Source organism: Paraburkholderia sp. GAS333, assembly GCF_050435665.1.
GTDB classification, from domain to species: domain Bacteria; phylum Pseudomonadota; class Gammaproteobacteria; order Burkholderiales; family Burkholderiaceae; genus Paraburkholderia; species Paraburkholderia fungorum_A.
In genome coordinates this window covers 722,237-747,222 of sequence record NZ_JBNDKS010000002.1, presented here as the reverse complement: position 1 = coordinate 747,222, position 24,986 = coordinate 722,237, and the positions used below count along the sequence as shown (strand labels likewise).

The 24,986-nt window shown below is 61.4% G+C and carries 27 protein-coding genes and 1 tRNA gene; 19 read left to right on the top strand and 9 right to left on the bottom strand.

Translation table 11 applies throughout. The features are described 5' to 3' along the window. The first annotated feature begins 17 nt into the window (after positions 1-17). From lptA to ABH945_RS12565, 8 genes are all read left to right on the top strand, one after another. Positions 18-689, top strand: coding sequence for a lipopolysaccharide transport periplasmic protein LptA (lptA, locus tag ABH945_RS12600; protein WP_074762932.1), 672 nt, complete (start codon positions 18-20; stop codon positions 687-689). Next, positions 686-1,471 carry an LPS export ABC transporter ATP-binding protein gene (lptB, locus tag ABH945_RS12595; protein ID WP_074762931.1) on the top strand — a complete coding sequence of 262 codons (786 nt, stop codon included), beginning with the start codon at positions 686-688 and terminating at the stop codon, positions 1,469-1,471. The genes lptA and lptB overlap by 4 nt, the downstream gene beginning before the upstream one ends. A 197-nt stretch (positions 1,472-1,668) precedes the next feature. Continuing rightward, a complete protein-coding gene (locus ABH945_RS12590; protein WP_074762930.1) occupies positions 1,669-3,186 on the top strand; it encodes an RNA polymerase factor sigma-54 in 1,518 nt (505 codons plus the stop codon). A 170-nt stretch (positions 3,187-3,356) separates the two neighbouring features. After that, entirely contained in the window at positions 3,357-3,713 is a 357-nt protein-coding gene (gene hpf, locus ABH945_RS12585) for a ribosome hibernation-promoting factor, HPF/YfiA family (RefSeq protein ID WP_042328814.1), read from the top strand. 277 nt (positions 3,714-3,990) lie between these two features. Next, entirely contained in the window at positions 3,991-4,506 is a 516-nt protein-coding gene (gene ptsN, locus ABH945_RS12580) for a PTS IIA-like nitrogen regulatory protein PtsN (protein WP_074762929.1), read from the top strand. A gap of 142 nt (positions 4,507-4,648) precedes the next feature. Further along, positions 4,649-5,617: an HPr(Ser) kinase/phosphatase gene (hprK, locus tag ABH945_RS12575; protein ID WP_074762928.1), complete on the top strand. Its 969-nt coding sequence runs from the start codon at positions 4,649-4,651 to the stop codon at positions 5,615-5,617. 97 nt (positions 5,618-5,714) lie between these two features. Next, positions 5,715-6,608, top strand: coding sequence for an RNase adapter RapZ (rapZ, locus tag ABH945_RS12570; protein ID WP_074762927.1), 894 nt, complete (start codon positions 5,715-5,717; stop codon positions 6,606-6,608). A gap of 39 nt (positions 6,609-6,647) precedes the next feature. Then, on the top strand, positions 6,648-7,283 hold the full coding sequence (locus ABH945_RS12565; protein WP_074762926.1) for an LON peptidase substrate-binding domain-containing protein: 636 nt from the start codon (positions 6,648-6,650) through the stop codon (positions 7,281-7,283). A 5-nt stretch (positions 7,284-7,288) separates the two neighbouring features. Here ABH945_RS12565 and mutY read toward each other — a convergent pair whose 3' ends face one another. Continuing rightward, entirely contained in the window at positions 7,289-8,428 is a 1,140-nt protein-coding gene (gene mutY, locus ABH945_RS12560) for an A/G-specific adenine glycosylase (RefSeq protein ID WP_429250720.1), read from the bottom strand. Between the two features lie 7 nt (positions 8,429-8,435). After that, positions 8,436-9,266: a bifunctional DNA-formamidopyrimidine glycosylase/DNA-(apurinic or apyrimidinic site) lyase gene (mutM, locus tag ABH945_RS12555; protein WP_074762924.1), complete on the bottom strand. Its 831-nt coding sequence runs from the start codon at positions 9,264-9,266 to the stop codon at positions 8,436-8,438. An 87-nt stretch (positions 9,267-9,353) separates the two neighbouring features. On the opposite strand from mutM, the gene ABH945_RS12550 reads away from it, so the two are divergent. The 8 genes from ABH945_RS12550 to hisC all read left to right on the top strand — a co-directional run bounded on the left by ABH945_RS12550 (position 9,354) and on the right by hisC (position 16,578). After that, a complete protein-coding gene (locus tag ABH945_RS12550) occupies positions 9,354-11,195 on the top strand; it encodes a tetratricopeptide repeat protein (protein WP_429250719.1) in 1,842 nt (613 codons plus the stop codon). After that, positions 11,195-11,827: a lipoprotein insertase outer membrane protein LolB gene (gene lolB / locus ABH945_RS12545; protein ID WP_074762922.1), complete on the top strand. Its 633-nt coding sequence runs from the start codon at positions 11,195-11,197 to the stop codon at positions 11,825-11,827. Before ABH945_RS12550 ends, lolB begins: the two co-directional genes overlap by 1 nt. A gap of 74 nt (positions 11,828-11,901) precedes the next feature. Continuing rightward, positions 11,902-12,783, top strand: a complete 882-nt coding sequence (ispE, locus tag ABH945_RS12540) for a 4-(cytidine 5'-diphospho)-2-C-methyl-D-erythritol kinase (RefSeq protein WP_429250718.1) — start codon at positions 11,902-11,904, stop codon at positions 12,781-12,783. A gap of 52 nt (positions 12,784-12,835) precedes the next feature. Continuing rightward, positions 12,836-12,912: transfer RNA gene (locus tag ABH945_RS12535), tRNA-Gln, on the top strand. Positions 12,913-12,959: 47 nt separating this feature from the next. Continuing rightward, complete coding sequence (locus tag ABH945_RS12530) at positions 12,960-13,916, top strand: ribose-phosphate pyrophosphokinase (protein WP_006048037.1); 957 nt, start codon at positions 12,960-12,962, stop codon at positions 13,914-13,916. 163 nt (positions 13,917-14,079) lie between these two features. Beyond that, positions 14,080-14,700, top strand: a complete 621-nt coding sequence (locus ABH945_RS12525; RefSeq protein ID WP_074762920.1) for a 50S ribosomal protein L25/general stress protein Ctc — start codon at positions 14,080-14,082, stop codon at positions 14,698-14,700. 150 nt (positions 14,701-14,850) lie between these two features. Beyond that, positions 14,851-15,453 carry an aminoacyl-tRNA hydrolase gene (pth, locus tag ABH945_RS12520; protein ID WP_074762919.1) on the top strand — a complete coding sequence of 201 codons (603 nt, stop codon included), beginning with the start codon at positions 14,851-14,853 and terminating at the stop codon, positions 15,451-15,453. Positions 15,454-15,507: 54 nt separating this feature from the next. After that, positions 15,508-16,578 carry a histidinol-phosphate transaminase gene (hisC, locus tag ABH945_RS12515; protein ID WP_429250717.1) on the top strand — a complete coding sequence of 357 codons (1,071 nt, stop codon included), beginning with the start codon at positions 15,508-15,510 and terminating at the stop codon, positions 16,576-16,578. A gap of 84 nt (positions 16,579-16,662) precedes the next feature. Here the strand turns inward: hisC and ABH945_RS12510 are convergent, their stop codons facing one another. The 3 genes from ABH945_RS12510 to rsmD all read right to left on the bottom strand — a co-directional run bounded on the left by ABH945_RS12510 (position 16,663) and on the right by rsmD (position 18,226). Then, positions 16,663-16,920, bottom strand: coding sequence for a YfhL family 4Fe-4S dicluster ferredoxin (locus ABH945_RS12510; protein WP_429250716.1), 258 nt, complete (start codon positions 16,918-16,920; stop codon positions 16,663-16,665). Between the two features lie 63 nt (positions 16,921-16,983). Continuing rightward, the gene (coaD, locus tag ABH945_RS12505; RefSeq protein WP_429250715.1) at positions 16,984-17,499 is read right to left on the bottom strand and encodes a pantetheine-phosphate adenylyltransferase; all 516 of its coding nucleotides are present in this window, start codon (positions 17,497-17,499) and stop codon (positions 16,984-16,986) included. Positions 17,500-17,611: 112 nt separating this feature from the next. Then, entirely contained in the window at positions 17,612-18,226 is a 615-nt protein-coding gene (gene rsmD / locus ABH945_RS12500; protein WP_074762915.1) for a 16S rRNA (guanine(966)-N(2))-methyltransferase RsmD, read from the bottom strand. Between the two features lie 241 nt (positions 18,227-18,467). Here rsmD and ftsY point away from each other — a divergent pair, with 241 nt between their 5' ends. Then, positions 18,468-19,607, top strand: a complete 1,140-nt coding sequence (gene ftsY / locus ABH945_RS12495; RefSeq protein ID WP_429250714.1) for a signal recognition particle-docking protein FtsY — start codon at positions 18,468-18,470, stop codon at positions 19,605-19,607. A 100-nt stretch (positions 19,608-19,707) separates the two neighbouring features. Here ftsY and maiA read toward each other — a convergent pair whose 3' ends face one another. Together maiA and ABH945_RS12485 are read right to left on the bottom strand one after the other, a co-directional pair. After that, positions 19,708-20,352: a maleylacetoacetate isomerase gene (gene maiA, locus ABH945_RS12490; RefSeq protein WP_074762913.1), complete on the bottom strand. Its 645-nt coding sequence runs from the start codon at positions 20,350-20,352 to the stop codon at positions 19,708-19,710. Between the two features lie 29 nt (positions 20,353-20,381). Then, positions 20,382-21,080, bottom strand: coding sequence for a fumarylacetoacetate hydrolase family protein (locus ABH945_RS12485; RefSeq protein WP_429250713.1), 699 nt, complete (start codon positions 21,078-21,080; stop codon positions 20,382-20,384). Between the two features lie 309 nt (positions 21,081-21,389). Here ABH945_RS12485 and ybiB point away from each other — a divergent pair, with 309 nt between their 5' ends. Next, a complete protein-coding gene (gene ybiB, locus ABH945_RS12480; RefSeq protein ID WP_429250712.1) occupies positions 21,390-22,367 on the top strand; it encodes a DNA-binding protein YbiB in 978 nt (325 codons plus the stop codon). A gap of 145 nt (positions 22,368-22,512) precedes the next feature. Here the strand turns inward: ybiB and ABH945_RS12475 are convergent, their stop codons facing one another. Together ABH945_RS12475 and ABH945_RS12470 are read right to left on the bottom strand one after the other, a co-directional pair. After that, positions 22,513-22,896: a nuclear transport factor 2 family protein gene (locus ABH945_RS12475; RefSeq protein ID WP_074762910.1), complete on the bottom strand. Its 384-nt coding sequence runs from the start codon at positions 22,894-22,896 to the stop codon at positions 22,513-22,515. 43 nt (positions 22,897-22,939) lie between these two features. Then, positions 22,940-23,503, bottom strand: coding sequence for an acyloxyacyl hydrolase (locus ABH945_RS12470; RefSeq protein WP_429250711.1), 564 nt, complete (start codon positions 23,501-23,503; stop codon positions 22,940-22,942). Positions 23,504-23,864: 361 nt separating this feature from the next. Here ABH945_RS12470 and rpoH point away from each other — a divergent pair, with 361 nt between their 5' ends. Continuing rightward, positions 23,865-24,800 (top strand): RNA polymerase sigma factor RpoH, encoded by a 936-nt coding sequence (gene rpoH / locus ABH945_RS12465; RefSeq protein WP_074762908.1) that lies wholly within the window; start codon positions 23,865-23,867, stop codon positions 24,798-24,800. Positions 24,801-24,986 lie beyond the last annotated feature (186 nt).

Below are 24,986 nucleotides of genomic sequence, written 5' to 3'. Positions count from 1 at the left end.
ATTCCAGGCGTGACTGCATGAACGAATCGTTCCCCCGTTTTGATACCGGCCGCACGCGCACCCTGTCCGCGTGCCGCGCCGGACTCGCTGCGCTGATCGTCGCGTTGCCGCTGGCCGGCTTCGCGCCGCTCGCGCACGCGGATCGCGCCGATAAGGACAAGCCGCTCAACATCGAAGCGGACAACATGACTTACGACGACCTCAAGCAGGTCAACATCTTCACCGGCCACGTGGTCGCCACCAAAGGCACGATCGTGATCAGGGCCGATCGCGTCGAAGTGACGCAAGACCCGCAGGGTTATCAGTACGCAACCGGCACGTCCACCGGCGGCAATCTGTCGTATTTCCGGCAGAAACGCGAAGGTCTCGACGAATACATCGAAGGCACGGCCGTTCGTATCGACTACGACGGCAAGCAGGATCTGACTACGCTCACCACGAACGCCACGGTCCGACGCCTGCAAGGTTTGTCGACGGTGATGGATCAGGTGCACGGCAGCGTCGTCACGTACGACGGCCAGAACGACTTCTATACCGCGAAGGCTGGCAAGGACGTCGCCGGCCCGGGCAACCCGACCGGCCGCGTGCGCGCGATGCTGTCGCCGCGCAATGGCGGCGCCGCGCCGCTGACCGGCGCGTCAGCCACGCTCGTGCCATCCACCACGATCCAGGGAGCGCCGACTCAGTGAGCTCCTCCGCGTCCCTCCCCAATCGCAAGCCGGCCGGCACCAGCAGTTCGCTGGTCGTGCGTAATCTGAAGAAGCGTTACGGTTCGCGCACGGTCGTCAAAGACGTGTCGCTCGACGTGAAAAGCGGCGAAGTGGTCGGCCTGCTCGGCCCGAACGGCGCCGGCAAGACGACGTCGTTCTACATGATCGTCGGCCTCGTGCCGCTCGATGCCGGCGAAATCGACCTCGACGGCAAATCGATCAGCCTGCTGCCTATCCACAAGCGTGCTTCGCTCGGCCTGTCGTATCTGCCGCAGGAAGCGTCGGTGTTCCGCAAGCTCACCGTCGAAGAAAACATTCGCGCCGTGCTTGAATTGCAGCACGAAGAGAACGGCAAGCGGCTTAGCAAGGACACCATCACGAGCCGCACCGAAGCCCTGCTCGACGAGTTGCAGATCGGGCATTTGCGTGAGAATCCGGCGCTGTCGTTGTCGGGCGGCGAACGTCGGCGGGTTGAAATTGCGCGCGCGCTGGCCACCAATCCGAGCTTCATTCTGCTCGACGAACCGTTCGCGGGCGTCGACCCGATCGCGGTGCTTGAAATCCAGAAGATCGTCAAGTTTCTGAAGCAGCGCAATATCGGCGTGCTGATCACCGACCACAACGTGCGCGAGACGCTCGGCATCTGCGATCACGCGTACATCATCAGCGACGGCAGCGTGCTGGCCGCCGGTGCGCCGAACGAAATCATCGAAAACGAAAGCGTGCGGCGCGTCTACCTGGGCGAGCACTTCCGCATGTAAGCACACAAGGGATTGCGGACGACGTGAGGGCGTCTCCGCGAACCCTTGCCGCACTATTTTTGCGGCAACCGCACATCAGCACTTTTGACCTGGGCCGTTCTGCGCCTGGTGCCGCCGAAAACGGGCGCGCGCGTAATTGCGAATTCCGCAATGTATCGCGGTCGTGGCAAACTCTTTACAATGAATCTCAATTTGCCATGAAAGCCAGCCTCCAACTCCGCCTATCGCAGCATCTTGCGCTGACCCCGCAACTGCAGCAGTCCATCCGGCTGCTACAGCTGTCTACGCTCGAATTGCAGCAGGAAGTCGCGATGGCGATCTCGCAGAATCCGCTCCTCGAAAACGAGGACGACTGGATTGCGAGCCCATTGCGCGTGGCGGCCGACGGCTCGCTGATCGCGCAGGCGCCCAACTCTTCCGTGCCGTCCGACCAGATGGGCGGCAACGGATCGTCTTCGTCCACCAGCAGCAACGAGCGCGCTGAGAACGGCGAGCCGCAGGGTGTCGACGAATACAACGGCCTCTCCGGCGACAGCAACGGCGACGCGTCGCAGTGGAATCTCGACGACTACGGCCGTTCCGGCAACGCGTCCGACGACGACGACATGCCACCGCTGCAAATCCACGAATCGAGCACCTCGCTGCGCGATCACCTGATGGCGCAACTGCGCGTGACCCAGGCGGGTCAACGCGACCGGGCGCTGATCACTTTCCTGATCGAATCGCTCGACGACGACGGCTATCTTGCCGCCACGCTCGAAGAAGTGCTGTCCGATCTGCCCGAAGAACTCGAAGTCGATGTCGACGAACTGAACGCCGCGCTGGCGCTTCTGCACAGCTTCGATCCGGCGGGCGTGGGCGCGCGTTCAGCGTCGGAGTGCCTGAGGCTGCAACTGTTGCGGCTCGATACGTCGCCCACGCGAACGCTCGCGCTCGACATCGTTGCGCACTATCTGGAACTGCTCGCGGCACGTGATTTCACGCGTCTGCGCAAACACCTGAAGGCCAGCGACGACGACCTGCGCGACGCGCACGTGCTGATCCGCTCGCTCGAACCATTCCCCGGCGCCGCCTACGGCAAGGCCGAAGCTGACTATGTCGTACCTGACATCATGGTGCGCAAAACGGCTCAAGGCTGGCAGGCAGAACTGAATCCCGAAGTGGTGCCGAAGCTGCGCATCAACCATCTGTACGCGAACATTCTGCGCAATAACCGGGGCGATCCGGGCAGCGGATCGTTGCGCCAGCAACTGCAGGAAGCCCGCTGGCTGATCAAGAATATCCAGCAGCGTTTCGAGACGATCCTGAGGGTCGCGCAAGCCATTGTCGAGCGTCAGAAGAGCTTTTTTGTGCACGGCGAAATTGCCATGCGCCCCTTGGTTTTGCGGGAGATTGCTGATACGCTGGGCCTACACGAGTCAACTGTCTCGCGTGTGACAACCGGCAAATATATGCTGACCCCTTTTGGGACGCTGGAGTTTAAGTACTTCTTCGGCTCACACGTTTCGACCGACACGGGCGGCGCGGCCTCTTCAACGGCCATTCGCGCGCTCATCAAGCAACTGATAGGAGCGGAAAACCCGAAATCGCCTCTCTCAGACAGCCGCATAGCCGAACTGCTGGCGGAACAGGGCTTCGTGGTCGCACGGCGTACCGTAGCGAAGTATCGCGAAGCTCTCAAGATTCCGGCAGTCAACCTGCGCAAGTCTCTATAGCCCGTCGCCTTCCGTGGCGGGCATTTACCGGCCGCTCCGCAGTTGGCGGACAGGCCGGCCGATGCGACCTGCCAGAAGTCAGTCACCGGGGGGCGACTCAGGCAAGCCGACAGATCGACCGGACACCTGTCATCGTGCGGATCAAGCGGCCACTAGCTTGGAGAAGCACTATGAATCTGCAGATCAGTGGACACCACCTCGAAGTAACGCCTGCGTTGCGCGAATACGTGATCACCAAACTGGATAGGGTGCTAAGACATTTCGATCAGGTAATCGACGGCAGTGTGGTCCTCTCGGTCGACAACCACAAGGAAAAGGACAAGCGTCAAAAGGTTGAAATCAACCTCCATCTGAAAGGCAAGGACATCTTCGTCGAGAGCTGTGACAGCGATCTCTACGCTGCGATCGATCTGATGATCGACAAGCTCGACCGGCAGGTGATACGCCATAAAGATCGCCTGCAAGGTCATCAGCACGATGCGATCAAGTATCAACCGGCGCCGCAACTCGACGTCCCGCCGCAATAAGGAAAATTAGAGGTTTTTCCTCATTTTCCGTACTTGCCAAACCGCCCGGAATCGGGCGGTTTTTCGTTTCAGGAACGCCTTTTTTGCGTGGCAATGCGGCTTTTGGACTAAACCGTTAAAAACCCACCACGCATGGATGGCGCGCCGCACCATCCGTAGCTACCCTGTTCTATAATGTTCCGGTTACCATCGGGGTCACGCTAGCTCATACGGAAGTCGGTCTGCCGGAGTCCTGTGCTTCTGGACTCCAACGTACGTCTTCGCGAGCATCGAACGAATGGAACGCCACTCAAACGCCCCAGCGAGGAGAACCCAGGCCACGTTTTCGCCTGTCAACATGAATCGTTTAGCCAAATTTCTTCCCCTCGAGAACGTCGTCGTCGGACTGTCGGTCACCAGCAAGAAACGCGTGTTCGAGCAAGCGGGCCTGATCTTCGAGAACCAGAACGGCATCGCCCGTAGCACGGTCACTGACAATCTGTTCGCGCGCGAGCGCCTCGGATCGACGGGGCTGGGCGAAGGCGTCGCGATTCCGCACGGCCGGATCAAAGGCTTGAAGCAGCCGCTCGCCGCGTTCGTCCGTCTTGCCGAACCTATCCCCTTCGAGTCGCCCGACGGCCAGCCCGTCTCATTGCTGATCTTCCTGCTCGTGCCCGAACAGGCCACTCAGCAACACCTCGAAATCCTTTCGGAAATCGCCCAGTTGCTGTCGGATCGCGACGCCCGCGAGCGCCTGCACACGGAAGAAGACCGCGAAGCATTGCATCGCCTGCTTACTCAGTGGCAACCTTGATGCATCGGCGGTTATCCGCACGCCGATTATTCGCATGCGCGATTTCCATCCGCATGCGGGTGTCGCCTGGCGAGACTCGCGGCGCGCGTTAGCGCGGCCGCTTCTCTGCCCGGTACGCGGCCCACACTGGAGTCACTGACTCATGGACACGTCCAGCATCAACGCCCAAAGCATTTTCGACGACAACGCCGCCATGCTAAAACTCAGCTGGCTGACGGGGCATGAAGGCTGGGAGCGCGGCTTTTCTTCGGAATCGGTCGCCAATGCCACGTCGAGCGCCGACCTTGTCGGCCATTTGAACCTGATCCACCCGAACCGGATCCAGGTGCTCGGCGACGCCGAAATCGACTACTACACACGTCAGGCCGACGACGACCGCTCGCGCCACATGGCCGAGCTGATCGCGCTGGAACCGCCGTTTCTGGTGGTGGCCGGCGGCGTCGCGGCGCCGCCGGAACTGGTGCTGCGCTGCACGCGTTCATCCACGCCGCTGTTCACCACGCCAATGTCCGCGGCCGCGGTAATCGACAGCCTGCGTCTGTACATGTCGCGCATTCTTGCGCCGCGCGCCACGCTGCACGGCGTGTTTCTCGACATCCTCGGGATGGGTGTGCTGCTCACCGGCGACTCAGGGCTCGGCAAGAGCGAGTTGGGCCTGGAGCTGATCAGCCGTGGTCACGGCCTCGTTGCCGACGACGCGGTGGATTTCGTGCGCCTCGGCCCCGACTTCGTCGAAGGGCGCTGCCCGCCTCTGCTGCAAAATCTGCTCGAAGTGCGCGGTCTCGGCCTGCTCGACATCAAGACGATTTTTGGTGAAACGGCCGTTCGGCGGAAAATGAAATTGAAGCTGATCGTGCAGTTGGTGCGCCGTCCCGATGGCGAATTCCAGCGCCTGCCGCTGGAGAGCCAGACCGTCGACGTGCTCGGCCTGCCGATCAGCAAGGTCACGATCCAGGTGGCCGCGGGCCGCAACCTTGCGGTGCTGGTCGAAGCGGCCGTGCGCAACACGATCCTGCAACTGCGCGGTATCGATACGTTGCGCGATTTCATGGATCGCCAGCGTCTCGCCATGCAAGACCCCGACAGCCAGTTTCCCGGCAAACTGATCTGATTTTCGCGACCCGTGAAACGCCTGCGGCGGACATCTGGCCGCAGGGACGCGCATAGGGACCAGATGCTATGATGAAACGTACTGTTTCGACGACGCCATGCGCATAATCCTGATCACCGGTATATCCGGCTCCGGCAAGTCAGTTGCCCTGAACGCGCTTGAAGACGCAGGCTATTACTGCGTCGACAACCTGCCGCCGCGTTTTCTGCCGCAACTCGCCACATATCTCGCCGAAGACAAGCAGGAACGCCTCGCGGTCGCGATCGACGCGCGATCGAGCGCATCGCTCGACGAAATGCCCGCCATGATCCGCGACCTTTCACGCTCCCACGACGTACGCGTGCTCTTCCTGAGCGCGAGTACGCAGTCGCTGATTCAACGCTTTTCCGAAACCCGCCGCCGTCATCCGTTGTCCGGCTCCACTGCGCATGACGCCGATGTCGGCCTGCTCACGTCGCTCGCGGAAGCCATCGAGCGCGAACGCGAACTGGTCGCGGGTCTCGCCGAGTTCGGCCATCAGATCGATACCAGCAATCTGCGCGCGAACGTGTTGCGCGCGTGGGTCAAGCGCTTCATCGAGCAGGAAGATGCGGGGCTCGTGCTGATGTTCGAATCGTTCGGATTCAAGCGCGGCGTGCCGCTCGACGCCGATTTTGTTTTCGACGTACGCACGCTGCCGAACCCGTACTACGATCATGAATTGCGGCCGCTCACCGGCCTCGACAAACCGGTAATGGATTTTCTCGATGCGTTGCCGGTCGTGCATGAAATGATCGACGACATCGAAAAGTTTCTTGCCAAATGGCTGCCGCATTTCCGCGACGACAACCGCAGTTACCTGACCGTCGCGATCGGCTGTACCGGTGGCCAGCACCGTTCTGTGTTCATCGCGGAGACGCTTGCCGCGCGTCTCGCAGCATCGGCGAATGTGATTGTGCGGCACCGCGATGCGCCGGTTGATGCCGACGAATCATCGAAGTTAGTGGCTTAACCGGCCGCATCGCGCGGCCTCAACTCGAAGCGTTGCGCCATGTCTTCTACTTCTACTGTGCTTGCCGATGTGCCGCTGTTTCCGCTGCATACGGTGCTGTTTCCCGACGGCCTCCTGCCACTCAAAATCTTCGAGGCGCGCTATCTCGACATGGCGCGCGAATGTCTGCGCGAAAAGACGCCGTTTGGCGTCTGCATGCTGAAAAGCGGCGCGGAAGTGGCGCGCGAAGAAGAGCCGTCGGTGCCCGAAGCGATCGGCTGTCTCGCTGAAATCGAAGAGTGCGACGTCGAAGCGTTCGGCATGCTGCTGATTCGTGCGCGAGGCACGAAGCGTTTCCGGCTGCTCTCGCATCGCGTGGAAAGCAGCGGCCTGCTGGTGGGGATGGCAGAGCCGCTTGGCGAAGACGCGCCGCTCGAAGGCAACGAGTTGCTCGCCAAATTCGGCGCGTGCGCGGAAGTGCTCGAGCGGATCATCTCGACGATCCGCGAACGGGACCCGGACAGCTTGCCGTTCGCGGAGCCTTTCAGGCTCGACGATCCGTCGTGGGTGTCGAACCGGCTTGCCGAAGTGCTGCCGATTGCGTTACGCGCCCGACAAAAACTGATGGAACTACAGGACGCCGGCGCGCGGATCGACGTAGTTCATCATTACATGCAGCAGCATCAGTTGCTGTGAATTAATCAGATCAGCGAGCCATGCAAGCTGTCCAGCAGCTTGCGCACGGGTGCGGGCACGCCGAAAGAATCGAGATCGCTGAGCGCGACCCACGCGGTGTCCGCGTCGCCTAGTGCGGACAGCACGCCAACGCTGCCGTCCAGTTCTGCGAGCCGCGGCTCAATATCCAGCTTGAAGTGCGTGAATACGTGCGTGAACGGCGCGAGTGCCGAGACCGCGCCGTCTCCACCCAAACTGCGTGCACGCTCGGCGAGCGAGGCTTCATCAGGAGCCTCGGGCAGACTCCACAAACCGCCCCAGATTCCTGACGGCGGACGCTTTTCCAGCATCACCGCATTGCCGTCGCGCAGCACCAGCATCCACGTTCGACGGGTCGGCACGAGTTTCTTCGGACGCGATGTCGGCAATACACGCTGACGTCCCGTGACGTTGGCGACGCAATCCGGCGCGAACGGACAACGCAGGCAATCCGGCTTGCCGCGCACGCACAACGTCGCGCCGAGATCCATCAGACCTTGCGTGTACGAACTGACTTCGGCGTCCGATGCATTCGAAGGCAGCAGCGATTCCGCCAACGTCCACATCGCATTTTCGACCTTCTTTTCGCCCGGAAAACCTTCCACTCCGAAGACGCGCGCGAGCACCCGCTTCACGTTGCCGTCGAGAATTGTCGCGCGCGCACCGAACGCGAACGACGCGATCGCCGCTGCCGTGGAACGGCCAATGCCGGGCAACTCCGCGAGTTCCTCGACCGATGCCGGAAACGCGCCGCCGTGCTGCTCGACCACGACCTGCGCGCAACGATGCAGATTGCGCGCGCGGGTGTAGTAGCCGAGGCCGGCCCACAAAGCCATCACGTCATCGGAAGCCGCGGCGGCGAGTGCGGCGACATCCGGAAAACGCGAGAGAAATTTCGCGTAGTACGGAATCACCGTCGACACCTGCGTCTGCTGAAGCATGATCTCCGACAGCCAGATGCGATACGGATCGCGCGTGTTCTGCCACGGCAAATCGTGACGGCCGTGCACGCGCTGCCACGCGATCAGCCGCGCGGAAAAATCGGGCATGGCGGGAAATGCAGGCGCCTCAGACGCGTTAGGCGACACCGAACGCGACGTTGAACGCGGAGTTATGCGAGAAGGCATTGAAGATTTAGCGCTGACAGGTGGGACAGAAATACGTGGAGCGCTGCCCCTGCACGATCTGTTTGATCGGCGTTCCACACACGCGGCACGGCAGCCCCGCGCGATCATAGACGAAATAGTCGAGCTGGAAGTAACCGCTTTCGCCATCGCTGCCGACGAAATCGCGCAGCGTGCTGCCGCCCTTCTCGATCGCGGCGGCGAGCGTCACGCGCACGGCGTCGGCCAGCAGATCGTAGCGCACCAGCGAAACGCGGCCCGCGGCGGTGGTCGGCCGGATGCCCGCGCGAAACAGGCTCTCCGACGCATAAATATTGCCGACGCCCACGACGATTTCCCCCGCCAGCAACGCCTGTTTCACCGACACCTTGCGGCCGCGCGTGAGCCGATGCATCAGCGCGCCGGAAAACGCGGGCGAAAACGGCTCGACGCCGAGACTCGCGAGCAGCGGATGTTCGAGGATGTCGCCCGCTTCCCGCGGATGCCACAACACCGCGCCAAAGCGGCGCGGGTCGCGATAGCGCAAAATGAAGTCGTCGAAAATCCAGTCGACGTGATCGTGTTTCGCTGCCTCCGGCGGATGCGGCACGTGACGCAGCACCCGCAGCGTGCCGGTCATGCCAAGATGCACAATGAACCAGCCAGCATCGATCTCGAACAGCAGATACTTGCCGCGCCGCTCCACTTTCCGCACGACGTGGCCGCGCAAGGTTTTCGCAAGGTCGGCCGGAATCGGCCAGCGCAATGCGGGCGTACGCACATCGACGCGTTCAACCTTGCGCCCGGACACATACGGTTCGATTCCCCTTCGGGTAACCTCAACTTCTGGCAACTCTGGCATCTCTGACTGGTCTGCAACTTGCGTGAGTGGTTGTGCGCTTATTGTAGCGAGCGCGTTACAATCGTCCGAAACATTGAACGGATTTCCATGAACCTGTCCTTCGTGAAGCTGTTTTCGAAGCGCCCGGCTAGCGCATCCCGAGTTCCGCACGCCGTGTCCGCTCGCCGCATGCTCGGCGCAGCAGCGCTTGCCGTTTGGGCGCTGGCTGCCGTACCCGCGCACGCGCAGGACCCGTCTCCCGACTCGGACGACACCTCGGTCACGTTGCCTGACCCGCTGGGGCCGGCATCGGCGGAAGATCAGAAATCCCTGCCTGACGTGTCGCTGTCGAGCCAGATCGTATTCCAGGTGCTCGCCGCCGAAGTCGCGTTGCAACGCGACCAGCCGGCACCGGCCTATCAAACCTATCTAGCCCTTGCACGCGACACGCACGATCCGCGCATGGCGCAACGCGCCACCGAAATCGCGCTGGCCGCGCAAAGTCCGTCCGACGCGCTAGCTGCCGCGCAATTGTGGCAGCAGTATGCGCCGAGTTCGGAGCGCGCCGCGCAACTCGACGCGTCGCTGCTCGTGCTGTCCGGCAAGCCCGACGACGCCAGCCCGATCCTCGCACGCGAACTCGCACGCGTACCCGCGGAGAATCGCGGCAGCGCGATCCTCGCGCTACAGCTTCTGCTTTCGCGCGGTCCGAACCGGATTGGCGGTCTGCACGTGCTGCAAGACTTGCTGAAGAACGACATGAACCGGCCGGAAGCGCAACTAGCCATCGCGCGTCAGCAGATTCTGTCCGACGACGCGCCGGGTGCGCGCAAGTCGCTCGAACAGGCGCTCACGCTCAAGCCCGACTATTTGCCGGCGGCGCTCACGCTGTCGCAAATGGGCCCGGAAGAGCGCAAGGAAGGCATTGCGTCGCTCGAAAAGTACGTGCAGGCAAACCCGAAATCGCATGACGCGCGTCTCGCGCTGGCGCAGATGTATCTCGCCAGCGACCGTCTGGACGACGCGCAGAAGCAGTTCGAGATCATGCACAAGGCCAACGCGAACGACCTCACGCCGCTGATGGCGCTCGCGCTGATCAAGATTCAGCAGAAGGATTTCAACGCCGCGCAGACTTATCTGACGCAATACGCAACGCAGGCTGAGAAAACGCCGGGTGCAGATGCGGGTCAGGCGTATATCTACCTCGCGCAACTGTCGCTGGAGCAGAAAAACGAAGCGGCGGCGAGCGACTGGCTGAACAAGATTTCGCCGTCGAGCCAGCAATATGTGCCGGCGCAGATCACGCGCGCGCAACTGCTCGCGAAGCAGGGCAAGACCGACGACGCGCGTAAGTTGCTCGCCGAATTGCAGACGCCGGACGCACGCGACCTCGCGCTGATCGCCCGTACCGATGCGGCGATCCTGTTCGACGCGAAGCGTTACCCGGAAGCGGAGTCGCGGCTGCAACAAGCCACGGCCGCTTTCCCCGACGACCCCGATCTCGCTTACGACTACGCAATGGCCGCCGAAAAGAACGGTCATTACGACGTGATGGAAGCCCAGTTGCGCAAGCTGATCCAGACGCAGCCGGACAATCCGCAGGCGTACAACGCGCTTGGCTATTCGCTTGCCGACCGCAATCAGCGCCTGCCGGAAGCGGACAAACTGGTCGAGAAGGCATCGTCGCTGGCTCCGAACGACGCGTTCATCATGGACAGCGTCGGCTGGGTCAAGTACCGGATGGGCGACACGACCGATGCGATCAAGCTGCTGCGCAAAGCGTACGACATGCAGCCGAACGCCGAAATTGGCGCACACCTCGGCGAAGTGCTCTGGAAAAGCGGCGATCAGGACCAGGCGCGCGCGGCTTTCCGCGAGGCGCGCAAGCTTGAGCCGGATAACGACACGCTGGTTAAAACGTTGCAACGTCTTCAGGTGAACGATCTTTGATGCATCTTTCCCGTTTGATTTCCTTTCCCCGGGCGCCGCGCGGCGCGGCACTCGGATTCGCGGCGGCGGCGGTTGTCGCGCTGGCCGGTTGTGCGTCGGTGAAGCCGCAGGGGCCGTCCACGTCGAATGCGGCGACCTCGGTCACCGCGCAAACCACCCGCTCCTATCAGGGCCGGTTCGCGGTCCAGTACAACGATCAGAACGGCACGCAGCGCAATGCTTACGGTAATTTTGCGTGGCAGGAAACGGGCGACACCGTGACTATTCAGTTGCGTAACCCGCTTGGGCAGACGTTGGCGATCGTGACTTCGTCGCCGGCATCGGCCACGCTCGAATTGCCCAACCGCCAGCCGCTCACCGCAGATAACGTCTCCACGCTGATGCAGAATGCGCTGGGTTTCGCGCTGCCGGTGGAAGGACTACGCTACTGGCTGCAACCTTCGCCGGCGCCTACGTCGCGCGCGAAGACCGAGAAGGATCCGGAGCAGCCGTCGCGTCTGAAGCAGATCACGCAGGACGGCTGGACGATCGACTATCTCGCCTATGCCGACGCACCGGCCACTGGCGTGAAACGTCTGAACCTGAGCCGCGCCGAGCCGCCGCTCGACATCAAACTCGTGCTGGATCAGTAACATTCAGCAGCCGGCGTCTGCTGGTACAACCTTGCCGCCTTTTCTGCGCCAGTTGGCGCATGTAGCCTCGACTCATGATTGAAACCACCGACTCGCTGCGCGATTGCCTCGCGCCAGCGAAAATCAACCTCTTCCTGCACATCACAGGCCGCCGGCCGGATGGTTATCACACGCTGCAAACGGTTTTCCAGTTGCTCGACTGGGGCGACACGCTGCATTTCACGCGACGCGACGACGGCCTTATCACGCGTAGCACCGAAATCGCGGGCGTGCCGGCAGAGCATGACCTCACCGTGCGCGCAGCAACGCTTTTGAAAAATCACACGGGTTCGAACGAAGGCGTCGACATTGAAATTGAGAAGCGTCTGCCGATGGGCGGCGGTCTCGGCGGCGGCAGCTCCGACGCGGCAACTACCTTGCTCGCGCTGAATCGCCTGTGGAAACTCAATGTGCCGCGCCAGGAATTGCAGGAGTTGGCGCTAACGCTCGGCGCAGACGTACCCTTCTTTGTTTTTGGGAAAAACGCGTTTGCGCAGGGTGTCGGAGAGACTTTAGACGTTGTACAATTGCCGCCGCGTCACTTTCTGGTAGTGACGCCGAGGGTGCAGGTTCCGACTGCAGCGATTTTCTCCGAAAAATCGTTGACAAGAGATTCGAAACCCCTCACAATTACGGACTTTCCTGCAGGACTTAGCTGCAACACTGATTGGCCAGAAAGTTTTGGCCGCAATGACATGCAGCAGGTTGTCGTAGGAAAATACGCGGAAGTAGCGCAAGTGTTGCGATGGTTTGAAAGTATCGCGCCAGCGCGGATGTCTGGATCAGGTGCAAGTGTTTTTGCAGCGTTTCGTAGTAAACCTGAAGCAGAAGCGGCGCAAGCCAAACTGCCCGGCGAATGGAACAGCGCAGTGGCACAAGGTCTCGATCAACATCCACTCTTTACTTTCGCGTCATAAGTTTTGCATCGTCGAACGAAACTCCACGTTCGGCGGAGCTCAAAGTTAGTGTAGGGGAGTCGCCAAGCTGGTTAAGGCACCGGATTTTGATTCCGGCATGCAAAGGTTCGAATCCTTTCTCCCCTGCCAAAATTTCTCGCATTTCCCCTCGCCCCCCAGCCTGAAGCAGGTGCATGATGAGCAGCCATGACGGCCTGATGGTTTTTACTGGCAACGCGAATCCCGCGCTTGCACAGGAAGTCGTCAAAATCCTCGGTATTCCCCTCGGCAAAGCAATGGTTAGCCGTTTCTCGGACGGTGAAATCCAGGTCGAGATTCAGGAAAACGTGCGTGGTAAGGACGTCTTCGTCCTGCAATCCACGTGCGCGCCGGCGAATGACAATCTGATGGAACTGATGATCATGGTCGATGCGCTCAAGCGCGCATCCGCCGGCCGGATCACTGCTGCCATCCCCTACTTCGGTTATGCCCGTCAAGATCGTCGCCCGCGTTCAGCGCGCGTCGCCATTTCGGCGAAGATCGTGGCGAACATGCTGGAAATCGCCGGCGTCGAACGGATTATCACGATGGATCTGCACGCCGACCAGATTCAAGGCTTCTTCGACATCCCGGTCGACAATATCTACGCTACGCCCGTGCTGCTCGGCGATCTGCGCAAGCAGAACTACGAGAACCTGCTGGTCGTTTCGCCGGACGTCGGCGGCGTGGTGCGTGCCCGGGCATTGGCGAAGCAGCTGAACTGCGATCTCGCGATCATCGACAAGCGTCGCCCGAAAGCGAACGTTGCAGAAGTCATGAACATCATCGGTGAAGTCGAAGGCCGCACCTGCGTGATCATGGACGACATGGTCGACACCGCCGGCACGCTCTGCAAGGCAGCTCAGGTGTTGAAGGAACGCGGCGCGAAGCAGGTTTTCGCTTACGCTACTCACCCGGTTCTGTCGGGCGGCGCAGGCGAGCGTATCGCAGCTTCCGCACTCGACGAACTCGTTGTCACGGACACGATCCCGCTCGGCGAAGAAGCCCGCTCGTGCGCAAAGATCCGTTCGCTGACCAGCGCCGGCCTGCTTGCCGAAACGTTCTCGCGCATTCGTCGCGGCGATTCGGTGATGTCGCTGTTCGCTGAAAGTTAAGTATTTGCGAAGACGCAGCGTGTTGCCACAGGCGACCGCTGCGTTTTTGCACAATCGGCGCGAGCGAACGAAGGTTCGTGCCGCAGCTCTGGGGCCTCAGCCGTAATGGCTTGGAGGCCCCGTTTTTACTGCCTGGTCGCGGGCAGTGTATTGGAGATTCAACATGAAAGTAGTCGCTTTCGAGCGTTCTTTGCAAGGTACGGGTGCGAGCCGCCGCCTGCGTAACTCGGGCAAGACCCCGGGCATCGTATATGGCGCTGGTGCTGACACGCAATTGGTCGAACTGGACCACAACGCCCTTTGGCACGCGCTGAAGAAAGAAGTTTTCCACTCGTCGATCCTCGAGTTGGAAGTGGCTGGCAAGTCGCAACAGGTTCTGCTGCGCGACGTGCAATACCACCCGTTCCGTCAGCTCGTGCTGCACGTGGACTTCCAACGTGTCGACGCATCGAAGAAGCTGCACACCAAGGTGCCGCTGCACTTCATGAACCAGGAATCGAACCCGGCAGTCAAGCTGTCGAGCGCGGTGATCTCGCACGTCGTCAATGAACTGGAAGTCGAGTGCCTGCCGTCGGCACTGCCGGAATTCATCGAAGTCGACCTGGCGAAGATCGAAGCGGGTCAATCGGTTCACGCTAAAGACATCGCACTGCCGGCTGGCGTTTCGCTGGTTGCTCACGTCGAAGCAGAAAACCCGGTCGTCGCTGCTGCAACGATCCCGGCTGGCGCAATCGCTGAAGGCGACGCCGCTGCTGCTGCCGAAGGCGACGCACCGGCTGCTTAAGAACCTGTCAGGTTCAGAGCAAGCAATCCTCTCGATCCGTTTCAATGAAACGGTCGATGTGACCCGCCGAGGTTCTCCCCGGCGGGTTTTTTTTCGGTTTTTTTCGGCCCGGCCGCGCTTGCGCGTCGAGCCAGACGGACCTACGCAATCATGATCAAGCTGATCGTCGGGCTCGGCAATCCGGGCGCCGAATACACCGCGACGCGCCATAACGCCGGCTTCTGGCTGGTCGATCAACTGGCCCGCGAAGCCGGAACGACGCTGCGCGACGAGCGGCGTTTCCACGGTTTTTATGCGAAAGCGCGGCTGCACGGCGAAGAAGTGCATCTGCTGGAACCGCAGACTTATATGAACCGCTCAGGTCAATCGGTCGTCGCGGTGGCGCAGTTTTTTAAGATTCTTCCCGATGAGATTCTCGTCGCACACGACGAACTCGACATGCCACCGGGCAGCGTCAAGCTGAAGCTCGGCGGTGGAAGCGGCGGCCATAATGGCTTGAAGGACATTACCGCCCATCTGTCGTCGCAGCAGTATTGGCGGCTGCGGATCGGCATCGGTCATCCGCGTGACCTGATTCCTGAAAGCGCGCGGGCCGGCGCGAAGCCGGACGTCGCCAATTACGTGCTGAAGCCGCCGCGACGTGAAGAGCAGGAAGTGATCGACGCATCGGTCGAGCGTGCGCTCGCTGTGATGCCGCAGGTTATCAAGGGCGAACTCGAGCGCGCGATGATGCAGTTGCATCGCAATCCCTGAACTGCACCGCTCGTTGATGGACCGCCGCCGTTACCGTATCGACAGGAGAATCGCTTGAGCCGCTATTGGAGTGACATCGTTCACCGTCTGACGCCGTATGTGCCGGGCGAGCAGCCCGTGCTCGCGCACCCGGTGAAGCTGAATACCAACGAGAATCCGTATCCGCCGTCGCCGCGCGTGCTCGACGCGATCCGGCGCGAATTGGGCGAGGCCGGCGAGTCGCTGCGTCGCTATCCCGATCCGACCGCGCGCAAGTTGCGCGAAACGGTGGCCGCTTATCACGGCATTCGCGCAGATCAGGTATTCGCGGGCAACGGCTCGGACGAAGTGCTGGCGCTCACGTTCGAGGCCCTGCTCAAGCACGACAAACCGCTGCTGTTTCCGGACATCACGTACAGCTTTTATCCGACCTACGCGCGGCTCTTCGAAGTCGAATACCGGACAATTCCGCTTAACGACAGTTTTGCGATCAATGTCGACGACTACGCCGCGCCGAACGGCGGCGTGCTGTTCCCGAACCCGAACGCGCCGACCGGCCGGCCTTTGCCGCTCGCCGATATCGAGCGTCTACTGCAGAAAAATACCGATTCAGTCGTGGTAATCGACGAAGCCTATGTGGATTTCGGCGCTGAATCGGCGATTACGCTGATCGATCGCTATCCGAATCTGCTGGTGGTTCAGACGGTATCGAAGTCGCGCTCGCTGGCCGGCATGCGCGTTGGCTTCGCGTTCGGTAATGTCGAGCTGATCGACGCGCTGAACCGCGTGAAGGACAGCTTTAATTCCTACCCGCTCGACCGGCTGGCGCAAGCAGCCGCCACCGCCGCTTACGAGGACGATGCATGGTTCCGCGACAGTTGCGCCAAGGTAATTGCCAGCCGCGAGCGGTTGGCGTCCGGGCTGACTGCGCTGGGATTCGATGTGGTGCCGTCGGCGGCGAATCTGCTGTTCGTGCGCCATCCGACGCATGACGCGGCGACGCTCTTGCAGCGTCTCCGGGAGCGGGAGATTATCGTGCGCCATTTCAAGGCGCCGCGGATCGACCAGCATCTGCGGATTTCGGTCGGCACCGATGCCGAATGCGAGATTCTGCTCAATGCGCTGCGTGAGATTTTCAGCGCCTAAGCAGACGCCGCTACAAAAAAATGGCGAGGCCACCACGGCCTCGCCATTTTTTTATCCATCACGACCGTTTAAAGCCGCAAAAAGTTATTCGCCCTTCTCTGCCTGCAGCGCGTGATATTTCGCCATCAGGCCGTCGGGTGTTTCGAGATGATCCGGGTCGCGTGGAATACATTCGACCGGACACACCTGAATACACTGCGGCTCGTCGAAATGGCCGACGCACTCGGTACATTTCTTCGGGTCGATCACATAGATTTCCGGGCCCATCGAAATTGCGTCGTTCGGGCACTCGGGCTCGCATACGTCGCAATTGATGCACTCGTCGGTAATCATCAAGGCCATGCTTCTCTCACTTCACGCCGGCCGAAGCCGACTTTAATCCGTCAAACCGACAGTTTATGCCGGTTACACCTGCGCCGCCGAAGCGTCGCCATTCGGATCGAGCGCAGCAACCTTCTCCTTCAGCCATTTTTCGACCGACGGAAACACGAACTTGCTGACATCGCCGCCCAACTGCGCGATTTCTCGCACGATCGTGCCCGAAATGAACTGGTACTGGTCGGACGGCGTCATGAACATGGTTTCGACGTCGGGCAACAAATAGCGGTTCATCCCCGCCATCTGGAACTCATATTCGAAGTCCGATACTGCACGTAGACCGCGCACAATCACCCGCGCATTGTTGCTACGCACAAAATCCTTCAGCAGGCCTTTGAAACTCATCACCTGAACGTTCGGATAATGCCCGAGCACTTCATGAGCGATATCGAGGCGCTCTTTCAGTGTGAAGAACGGCTTCTTGTTGCGGCTGTCGGCCACACCCACTACCAGCGTGTCGAAAATGCTCGACGCGCGCCGAACGAGGTCTTCGTGACCGCGCGTCAGCGGGTCGAACGTGCCCGGGTACACGGCGACTACCATGAGACTTCTCCTCTCTTCAGACAAAGGGCCACGTCAAAGCGTCCACGCGACGCATTTGGCACCGACTGCGCGCGTGACTATAAACCGCCCGGCGCTTATTTTGGAACGCGCATTATTCCTTATTTTCGCGCTGCAGCAAATGGAAGTGGACAGCGCCGGCTTTGCCTTGCCGCACGATCTCCCATCCGGCCAGCGACTCGTTCCCGTCGAGTTCGAGCGCCTCGGCTGCTTCCACGTAAAGGAAGCCTTCTGCGGCGACGAGCGGCACGACCAGAGCGAGCGCTTTGCCGAGCAGATCGCCGTCGAACGGTGGGTCGAGGAACACGACGTCGAACGAACCGGGCGCGAGACTCGCGGCGAGGCGCAAACCGTCGGCTTCGGCAATTTCGATCGTGCGCGCAGCGAGGCGTTCCTGGTTGGCGCGCAGCTGGCTGGCGGCGCGCGCATTGCGCTCCACCATCAGAACCCGCGCCGCGCCGCGCGACGCGGCTTCGAAGCCCAATGCGCCGCTGCCGGCGAACAGATCGAGGCAGCGCTGGCCGTCCAGATTCTGGCCAAGCCAGTTGAACAAGGTTTCGCGGACGCGGTCGGGCGTAGGGCGCAAGCCGTCGAGGTCGAGAACAGGCAGCGGAGTGCGCTTCCAGTCGCCGCCGATAATGCGGATCGCGTGCGGCTTACCGCCTTTGGACGAAGCGCCATGGGCGCGTGAGGGTGCTGAACGGGGCATGCAGTTTCGATTACTTTATGAAGGCGCTCGCACCGCAGATATGTGCGAGCCGGAGCGCCAACGTTACCACAGGGGCAGCCGGCGTCCAGCCTGGCCGTTCGGCCGATACGACGGTCGGCGGCGCGCCTGATAAAATGTGCGGCTTCCAGCGCCTTGCATCCCGCAAACGCAACGCTGCCTGCCGCTTCCGCCGGTTCGTACCGGCTGCGCGCATCGGCGCGCGCTCTCACCACGCCAGATCATGTTCAGCTTTTTCAAACGATTCAAGGGTTCGAAAGAGTCCGATACCGCGGCAGACGAGTCGCAGACGGCGCCTGAAGGCTCGACGCCCGAGCTAGCCGTCGAAGCGCCGGTGCGCGTCGACACGCCTGCTCCAGCTGCTCCGGCTGTCATCGAGCCGGAACCCGAGTTCGACGAGCCCGCGCTCGAAACCGTAGAAACCGTCGAAATCGTCCCGGCGCCCGCGCAGGACGCCAGCGCCAAGCGCTCGTGGCTGACTCGTCTGAAAACCGGTCTGTCGAAAACCAGTTCGAGTCTGACCGGTATTTTCGTCGGCACGAAGATCGACGAGGAGCTTTACGAAGAACTCGAAACCGCGCTGCTGATGTCGGACGCGGGCGTCGAAGCCACGGAGTTCCTGCTCGAATCGTTACGCGAGAAGGTGCGTACCGAACGGCTCACCGATCCGCAACAGGTCAAGGCCGCGCTCCGCACGCTGCTCATCGACCTGCTCAAACCGCTCGAAAAATCGCTGATGCTCGGCCGCGCGCAGCCGCTCGTCATGATGATCGCGGGCGTGAACGGCGCGGGCAAAACGACCAGCATCGGCAAGCTTGCCAAGCATCTGCAAAGCTTTAACCAGTCGGTGCTGCTGGCCGCGGGCGACACGTTCCGCGCCGCCGCGCGCGAGCAGCTGGCGATCTGGGGTCAGCGCAACAATGTGACGGTGGTGTCGCAGGAAAGCGGAGATCCGGCTGCGGTGATTTTCGACGCGGTCGGTGCGGCGCGTGCGCGCAAGATCGACGTGATGATGGCCGACACGGCCGGACGCCTGCCCACGCAGTTGCATCTGATGGAAGAGCTGCGCAAGGTGAAGCGCGTGATCGGCAAAGCGCACGACGGCGCGCCGCACGAGGTGCTGCTGGTGATCGACGCGAATACCGGCCAGAACGCGCTCGCGCAGGTCAAAGCGTTCGACGACGCGCTCGGCCTCACCGGCCTGATCGTCACCAAGCTCGACGGCACGGCAAAGGGCGGGATTCTCGCCGCGATCGCGCGACAGCGTCCGATTCCGGTGTATTTCATCGGCGTTGGCGAGAAGGTCGAAGATTTGCAGCCGTTCAGTGCGGAAGAGTTTTCGGACGCGCTGCTGGGCGGTTGAACCAGCGGGCAGCGCCGCGTTCTCCGATAGAAGCACATGAAAAAAGGGGCACTCCACGGAGTGCCCCTTTTGCGTTCAGGCCACACTACCGGCCATCACATCACTCAGTATCCGGCTGCACGCCGGGCGCCGCACGGGCAAACGCATCGATCTGCATCGCGTGGTCGTAAATGCGCTGGATGGTCGGAAACTTCGCCGTGTCCACCTTGAAGCGCTGCGCGTTGAACACCTGCGGGATCAGGCACGCGTCGGCGAGCGTCGGCGTATCGCCGAAGCACAGTTTGCCGGTACGTGCGCTGCCTGCCAGGTGAGCATCCAGCGTCGTGAAACCCGCTTCGATCCAATGGCGATACCACGCGTCTTTCGCGTCGTCGTCGACCCGCAACGTGTGCTTCAGATACTTCAGCACGCGCAGATTGTTGACCGGATGAATCTCGCACGCTACCTGCAAAGCCACTGAGCGCACATATGCGCGGTCGGCCGGCGTACCCGGCAACAGCGGCGGCTCGGGATGCGTTTCGTCCAGATACTCGATGATCGCGAGCGATTGCGGCATCACCTCGTGGCCGTCGACCAAAGTCGGCACGATGCCGTCGCCGTTCACCTTGCGATATTCGGGCTTGAGCTGCTCGCCGCCGTCGCGCACGAGATGCACGGGCACGTAGTCGTACGGCAGATTTTTCAGGTTCAGCGCAATGCGCACCCGATAGGACGCCGAGCTCCGGAAGTAACTGTAGAGCTTCATGTTGTCTGTCTCCTCCACGCCTGAACTCATCAGACGACGCGCACGCTGAACTCGCCGAGCCCGTCCACACCGCCCTTCATCAGATCGCCCTTCACAACCGCGCCGACGCCCTCGGGCGTGCCGGTGAAAATCAGGTCGCCGGGTTGCAGTTCGAACAGCGTCGACAGATACGCGACCGTCTCGGCCACCGACCAGATCAGCTGCGACACGTCTGAGCGCTGCTTGTCCTCGCCGTTCACCGACAGCCAGATCGAACCCTTGCCGATATGGCCGACCGTCGCCGCCGGATGAATCGGACCGATCGGCGCCGAGTGATCGAAGCCCTTCGCGGTGTCCCAGGGGCGGCCCATTTTCTTCGCCTCGCCCTGCAGATCGCGGCGCGTCATATCGAGACCGAGCGCGTAACCGTAGACGTGATCGAGCGCGCTTTCAGCCGGGATATCCTTGCCGCCCTTGCCGATTGCCGCAACCATTTCCATTTCGAAGTGGACGTTTTTCGTCAGCGACGGATACGGAAACTCGCCGGTCTCGCCGGGCGCGACGTACACCACGGCGTCGGCGGGCTTGCTGAAGAAGAACGGCGGCTCGCGATCGGGATCGTGTCCCATCTCGCGCGCGTGGGCTTCGTAATTGCGGCCAACGCAGTAGATGCGGCGCACCGCGAATTGCTCGCTGGATCCCACGACCGGCACCGCCACCTGCGGTGCGGGTGCGAATACATAACTCATCCCGTTCTCCATTCTTCGATTGATGCCGCCGACGCGGCGATAAAACATCGAGTTTAACGCGCTGCAAAGCACGATGCGCGGCAGGCCGGCAGGCTTGCGCAGGCGCCCTACGAAGCCAGTACGAAGGGCTTACGGTGCCCGTACGAAACGCCCGTCAAGTACGCCTTCAACGCCTGCGCTGCCAGGCGGCCGTCTCGCGGGATCGCCATAGATGCGATACTCACACCCAATAACGTCCCCTGTAACGTCCCTTGAATACCGTGGCGAACCGTTCGAAAGCGGGCCGTCACCACGTCCCATTTGCGCCCGATGACCGATTCCGCCGACACCGCCCACGACACCCCCTTCCCCTGCGCCCGCTTCATCAAGGAAATCGGCCGTGGCCCGAACGGCGCCCGCGCGCTGACCGCCGACGACACCCGCGAGTTGTACACGGCGATGCTCGACGGCCGGGTGGGCGAACTCGAACTCGGCGCGGTGCTGCTCGCGTATCGCGTGAAGGGTGAGACCGCCGACGAACTCGCCGCGATGCTGGCGGGCGCGCATGCGTCGTTCGAGGCGGTTCATCTGCCGCACGGTGAATTCCGGCCCGTGTCAATTCCGTCGTATAACGGCGCGCGCAAACAGCCGAATCTGGTGCCGCTGCTCGCGCTATTGCTGGCGCGCGAAGGCGTGCCGGTGCTGGTGCATGGCGTAACCGAAGATCCGGGCCGCGTGACGAGCGCGGAAATTTTCACGCATCTGCAGATTCCGCACGCGCAGTCGCACGCCGATATCGAAGATGGCCTCGCCGAGCGCCGTCTCGCGTTCACCTCGATCGACGTGCTCGCGCCGAAGCTCGCGCGGCTTCTCGGCTTGCGTCGACGGATGGGGGTGCGCAATTCGACGCATACGCTCGTGAAGATTCTTCAGCCGTTCGCGCCGGCCGGGCTGCGTCTGGTGAACTACACGCATCCGCCGTATCGCGACAGTCTCACGCAGCTGTTCAACACGCATCCGGATGCGGCGGCCGGCGGTGCGTTGCTCGCGCGCGGCACCGAAGGCGAGGCGGTCGCGGATACGCGGCGACAAGTGCAGGTCGACTGGTTGCACGATGGCGTGTGCGAAACGCGCGTGCCGCACGAGCGCTCGTCGCCGGATGCGCCCGAGGTCGAGCTGCCAGAGGCACGCGATGCGCAGACCACCGCCGCGTGGATCAGCGCGGTGCTGCGCGGCGAAGCGCCTGTGCCGAGCGCGATCGAGCGACAGGTCGAGTTGATTGTGGATGTAGCGAAGACTGCGGCTTGAGGCGGGAGTGAGTTTGGTTCGTTGGAGCAAACTCACTCAGCGAATCCGCGAATTGATTTCGCGCCGCGCTTCCGAAGCTCCAGCAGCTTGAGTCAACACGACACACTGTTCCGGGAAACTGTCCGCACACGGACCCGCACGTAACTCACTCCAGCGCGCATCGCGTGGCCTGCCACGCAATCAACCGCCATTGCCCGTCTTCCTGCGTATGAATGGCGGTGTACGCAATCGGAAACAGCAGCGCGCCGCTATTCGCCTCCATCTCGATCAGCGCCCGACCCGTGACGACGCACGTCTCGGGTCCCACGGGCAACACGTCCTGCGACTGCACTTCGATCTGCCGATAACGGCGGCGCCCGCCCGTAATCCCGTCGATGAACTGCCGCTTCGTCTCACGCTTGCCGTTCGTGTGAACGTAACTCACGTTGTCCGCGAGGAGCGTGTCGAGCGATTGCCCGTCGCCGTCGACCATCGCGCGAAATCGCTCTCGTTCGAGCCCGCGAATCGCTTCGATTAACTTTGCCGCCATTGCTCAGCCCCTTGCACCGGTAGGCCGAACGGGGCCACGGTCGTCAAAAGTTATATTGCAAATATAGCTGGCTGAAATTTATACCAGGATTGGGCTCTTTGATACCGCCGTTGGAAATATGCTGGAAGCGGTAGCCGGCCAGATACTGCTGGTGGCCGCCGAACTGCAGGCCGACGCCGGCCATGTCGGCGAACTGGAACGCGGTGGCGACCGAGAAGGTCGAAGAAATGCGTGTGGTCGACAGCAGGCGGACACCGGCGCCCACTTCGATATAAGGCCGCACCATCCCCGAACTCCTGATGAAGCGGATCACCGGCGTGACCCCTATCTCGCCGACGTTGCCGTGCACGTCGCCTTCGTTAGTGTGCCACCAGGACGCGTGCGCTTCGCCGATCAGCGAGAAGTGCCAGTCGCCGATGTACCACCACGTCAGATTCGGGTCCCACGCAAGGCCGAGGTCCAACTTCTTGATATGCCGGTCGCCGACGCCTGCGCCCATCTGTACGCCGAACTGGTCTGCTGAAGCCAGCCCGGAAGCTCCTAGCACCGCGGCAACCATCGCGCCTTTTAGAGCCAGATCGCGAAAAGCATTATTTTTGTTGTCCATCTAACACCCGCACTCGCAGACGTTTATTAATGCACTTCTCTTTTGCGTATTCTAACGACTATCAGTTTTAGGTGAATCGTATGAATAAATCAAAACTCTCGCAATTACTGACTTCAAATAGAGAAAACTCAAGCCATTAATGAGAACCACAGCGCAAAATCCGGTAAATCCTACGCACCGCACAGGGCAAGTAACAAGCGCGTATGATGGCTATTGAAATCTGAATTTCAATAGGAATTCACGGAACTTGGATGACCCTACGCGCTCTAAGTATTAGCACTCGGTAAATCAGAGTGCTAACATCCATCGCTGGAGTCGTTTACTGAATACGCTTTTGTCTGATTCCAAAGGAGTTTTTTACGTGAGCCATGCAATGACCCTTCCGAGTACTCTGAGCCCGTCGTCGGCTAAGGCCGCTTCGGCAGGTGCACTGGCGCTCTCGCATTCCTCTATGCTGCCCGGTCAACTGGGCAATATCGACGCCTACATCCAGGCCGTTAATCGGATTCCGATGCTGACGCCGGCGGAAGAACGCCAGTACGCCACCGAATTTCGCGAGCAGGAGAACCTGCAGTCCGCGCGCAAACTCGTCCTGTCGCACCTGCGGCTGGTCGTGTCGATTGCGCGCAACTATCTGGGTTACGGGCTGCCGCATGCCGACCTGATCCAGGAAGGCAACATCGGTCTGATGAAGGCCGTGAAGCGCTTCGACCCGGAGCAGAACGTGCGGCTCGTGTCGTACGCCATGCACTGGATCAAGGCTGAGATCCACGAATACATTCTGCGCAACTGGCGGATGGTGAAGGTCGCCACCACCAAGGCGCAACGCAAGCTGTTCTTCAACCTGCGCAGCCACAAGCAAGGCCTGGGCGCGTTCACGCCGGACCAGATCGACGATCTGGCTAAAGAGCTGAACGTGAAGCGCGAAGAGGTTTCCGAAATGGAAACGCGCTTGTCCGGCGGCGACATCGCGCTGGAAGGCCAGGTCGAAGACGGCGAAGAGTCGTACGCGCCGATCGCCTATCTCGCCGATTCGCATAGCGAACCGACCGCCGTGCTGGCTTCGCGTCAGCGCGACAAGCTGCAAAGCGACGGTATCGCAAGTGCGCTGGATGCACTGGACGCCCGCAGCCGCCGCATCATCGAGGCACGCTGGCTGAAGGTGGAAGACGACGGTTCGGGCGGCTCGACGCTGCACGAACTGGCCGACGAGTTCGGCGTGTCGGCCGAACGTATCCGGCAGATCGAAGCTAGCGCAATGAAGAAAATGCGCGGTGCGCTGACCGAATACGCGTAACGTCTAAAGTCTGACGCATGCCGGTTCGCCCCGGTTAGCAATCAACTGCTGAATGGCCGTAAAAGCCCCGCTCTCGCAAGATGGCGGGGCTTTTTTTCGCCCGCTACAACGACTCACTCAAAGGGTCGCTCACTCCCCCCTCATCGACGCAAGACCAGCCCCGACGTTCAAAGGCTTTCTTGACGT

Coding starts and splice junctions, on each gene's coding strand:
- ABH945_RS12550 (WP_429250719.1), top strand. CDS start 9,354: ATGAACCTGTCCTTCGTGAAGCTGTTTTCGAAGCGCCCGGCTAGCGCA.
- ABH945_RS12485 (WP_429250713.1), bottom strand. CDS start 21,080: ATGAGTTATGTATTCGCACCCGCACCGCAGGTGGCGGTGCCGGTCGTG.
- ABH945_RS12590 (WP_074762930.1), top strand. CDS start 1,669: ATGAAAGCCAGCCTCCAACTCCGCCTATCGCAGCATCTTGCGCTGACC.
- ftsY (WP_429250714.1), top strand. CDS start 18,468: ATGTTCAGCTTTTTCAAACGATTCAAGGGTTCGAAAGAGTCCGATACC.
- maiA (WP_074762913.1), bottom strand. CDS start 20,352: ATGAAGCTCTACAGTTACTTCCGGAGCTCGGCGTCCTATCGGGTGCGC.
- ABH945_RS12510 (WP_429250716.1), bottom strand. CDS start 16,920: ATGGCCTTGATGATTACCGACGAGTGCATCAATTGCGACGTATGCGAG.
- rapZ (WP_074762927.1), top strand. CDS start 5,715: ATGCGCATAATCCTGATCACCGGTATATCCGGCTCCGGCAAGTCAGTT.
- ABH945_RS12475 (WP_074762910.1), bottom strand. CDS start 22,896: ATGGCGGCAAAGTTAATCGAAGCGATTCGCGGGCTCGAACGAGAGCGA.
- ABH945_RS12525 (WP_074762920.1), top strand. CDS start 14,080: ATGAAAGTAGTCGCTTTCGAGCGTTCTTTGCAAGGTACGGGTGCGAGC.
- ispE (WP_429250718.1), top strand. CDS start 11,902: ATGATTGAAACCACCGACTCGCTGCGCGATTGCCTCGCGCCAGCGAAA.
- lptA (WP_074762932.1), top strand. CDS start 18: ATGAACGAATCGTTCCCCCGTTTTGATACCGGCCGCACGCGCACCCTG.
- hprK (WP_074762928.1), top strand. CDS start 4,649: ATGGACACGTCCAGCATCAACGCCCAAAGCATTTTCGACGACAACGCC.
- ABH945_RS12530 (WP_006048037.1), top strand. CDS start 12,960: ATGAGCAGCCATGACGGCCTGATGGTTTTTACTGGCAACGCGAATCCC.
- ptsN (WP_074762929.1), top strand. CDS start 3,991: ATGGAACGCCACTCAAACGCCCCAGCGAGGAGAACCCAGGCCACGTTT.
- mutM (WP_074762924.1), bottom strand. CDS start 9,266: ATGCCAGAGTTGCCAGAAGTTGAGGTTACCCGAAGGGGAATCGAACCG.
- hpf (WP_042328814.1), top strand. CDS start 3,357: ATGAATCTGCAGATCAGTGGACACCACCTCGAAGTAACGCCTGCGTTG.
- coaD (WP_429250715.1), bottom strand. CDS start 17,499: ATGGTAGTCGCCGTGTACCCGGGCACGTTCGACCCGCTGACGCGCGGT.
- ABH945_RS12565 (WP_074762926.1), top strand. CDS start 6,648: ATGTCTTCTACTTCTACTGTGCTTGCCGATGTGCCGCTGTTTCCGCTG.
- ABH945_RS12470 (WP_429250711.1), bottom strand. CDS start 23,503: ATGGACAACAAAAATAATGCTTTTCGCGATCTGGCTCTAAAAGGCGCG.
- lolB (WP_074762922.1), top strand. CDS start 11,195: ATGCATCTTTCCCGTTTGATTTCCTTTCCCCGGGCGCCGCGCGGCGCG.
- pth (WP_074762919.1), top strand. CDS start 14,851: ATGATCAAGCTGATCGTCGGGCTCGGCAATCCGGGCGCCGAATACACC.
- rsmD (WP_074762915.1), bottom strand. CDS start 18,226: ATGCCCCGTTCAGCACCCTCACGCGCCCATGGCGCTTCGTCCAAAGGC.
- ybiB (WP_429250712.1), top strand. CDS start 21,390: ATGACCGATTCCGCCGACACCGCCCACGACACCCCCTTCCCCTGCGCC.
- mutY (WP_429250720.1), bottom strand. CDS start 8,428: ATGCCTTCTCGCATAACTCCGCGTTCAACGTCGCGTTCGGTGTCGCCT.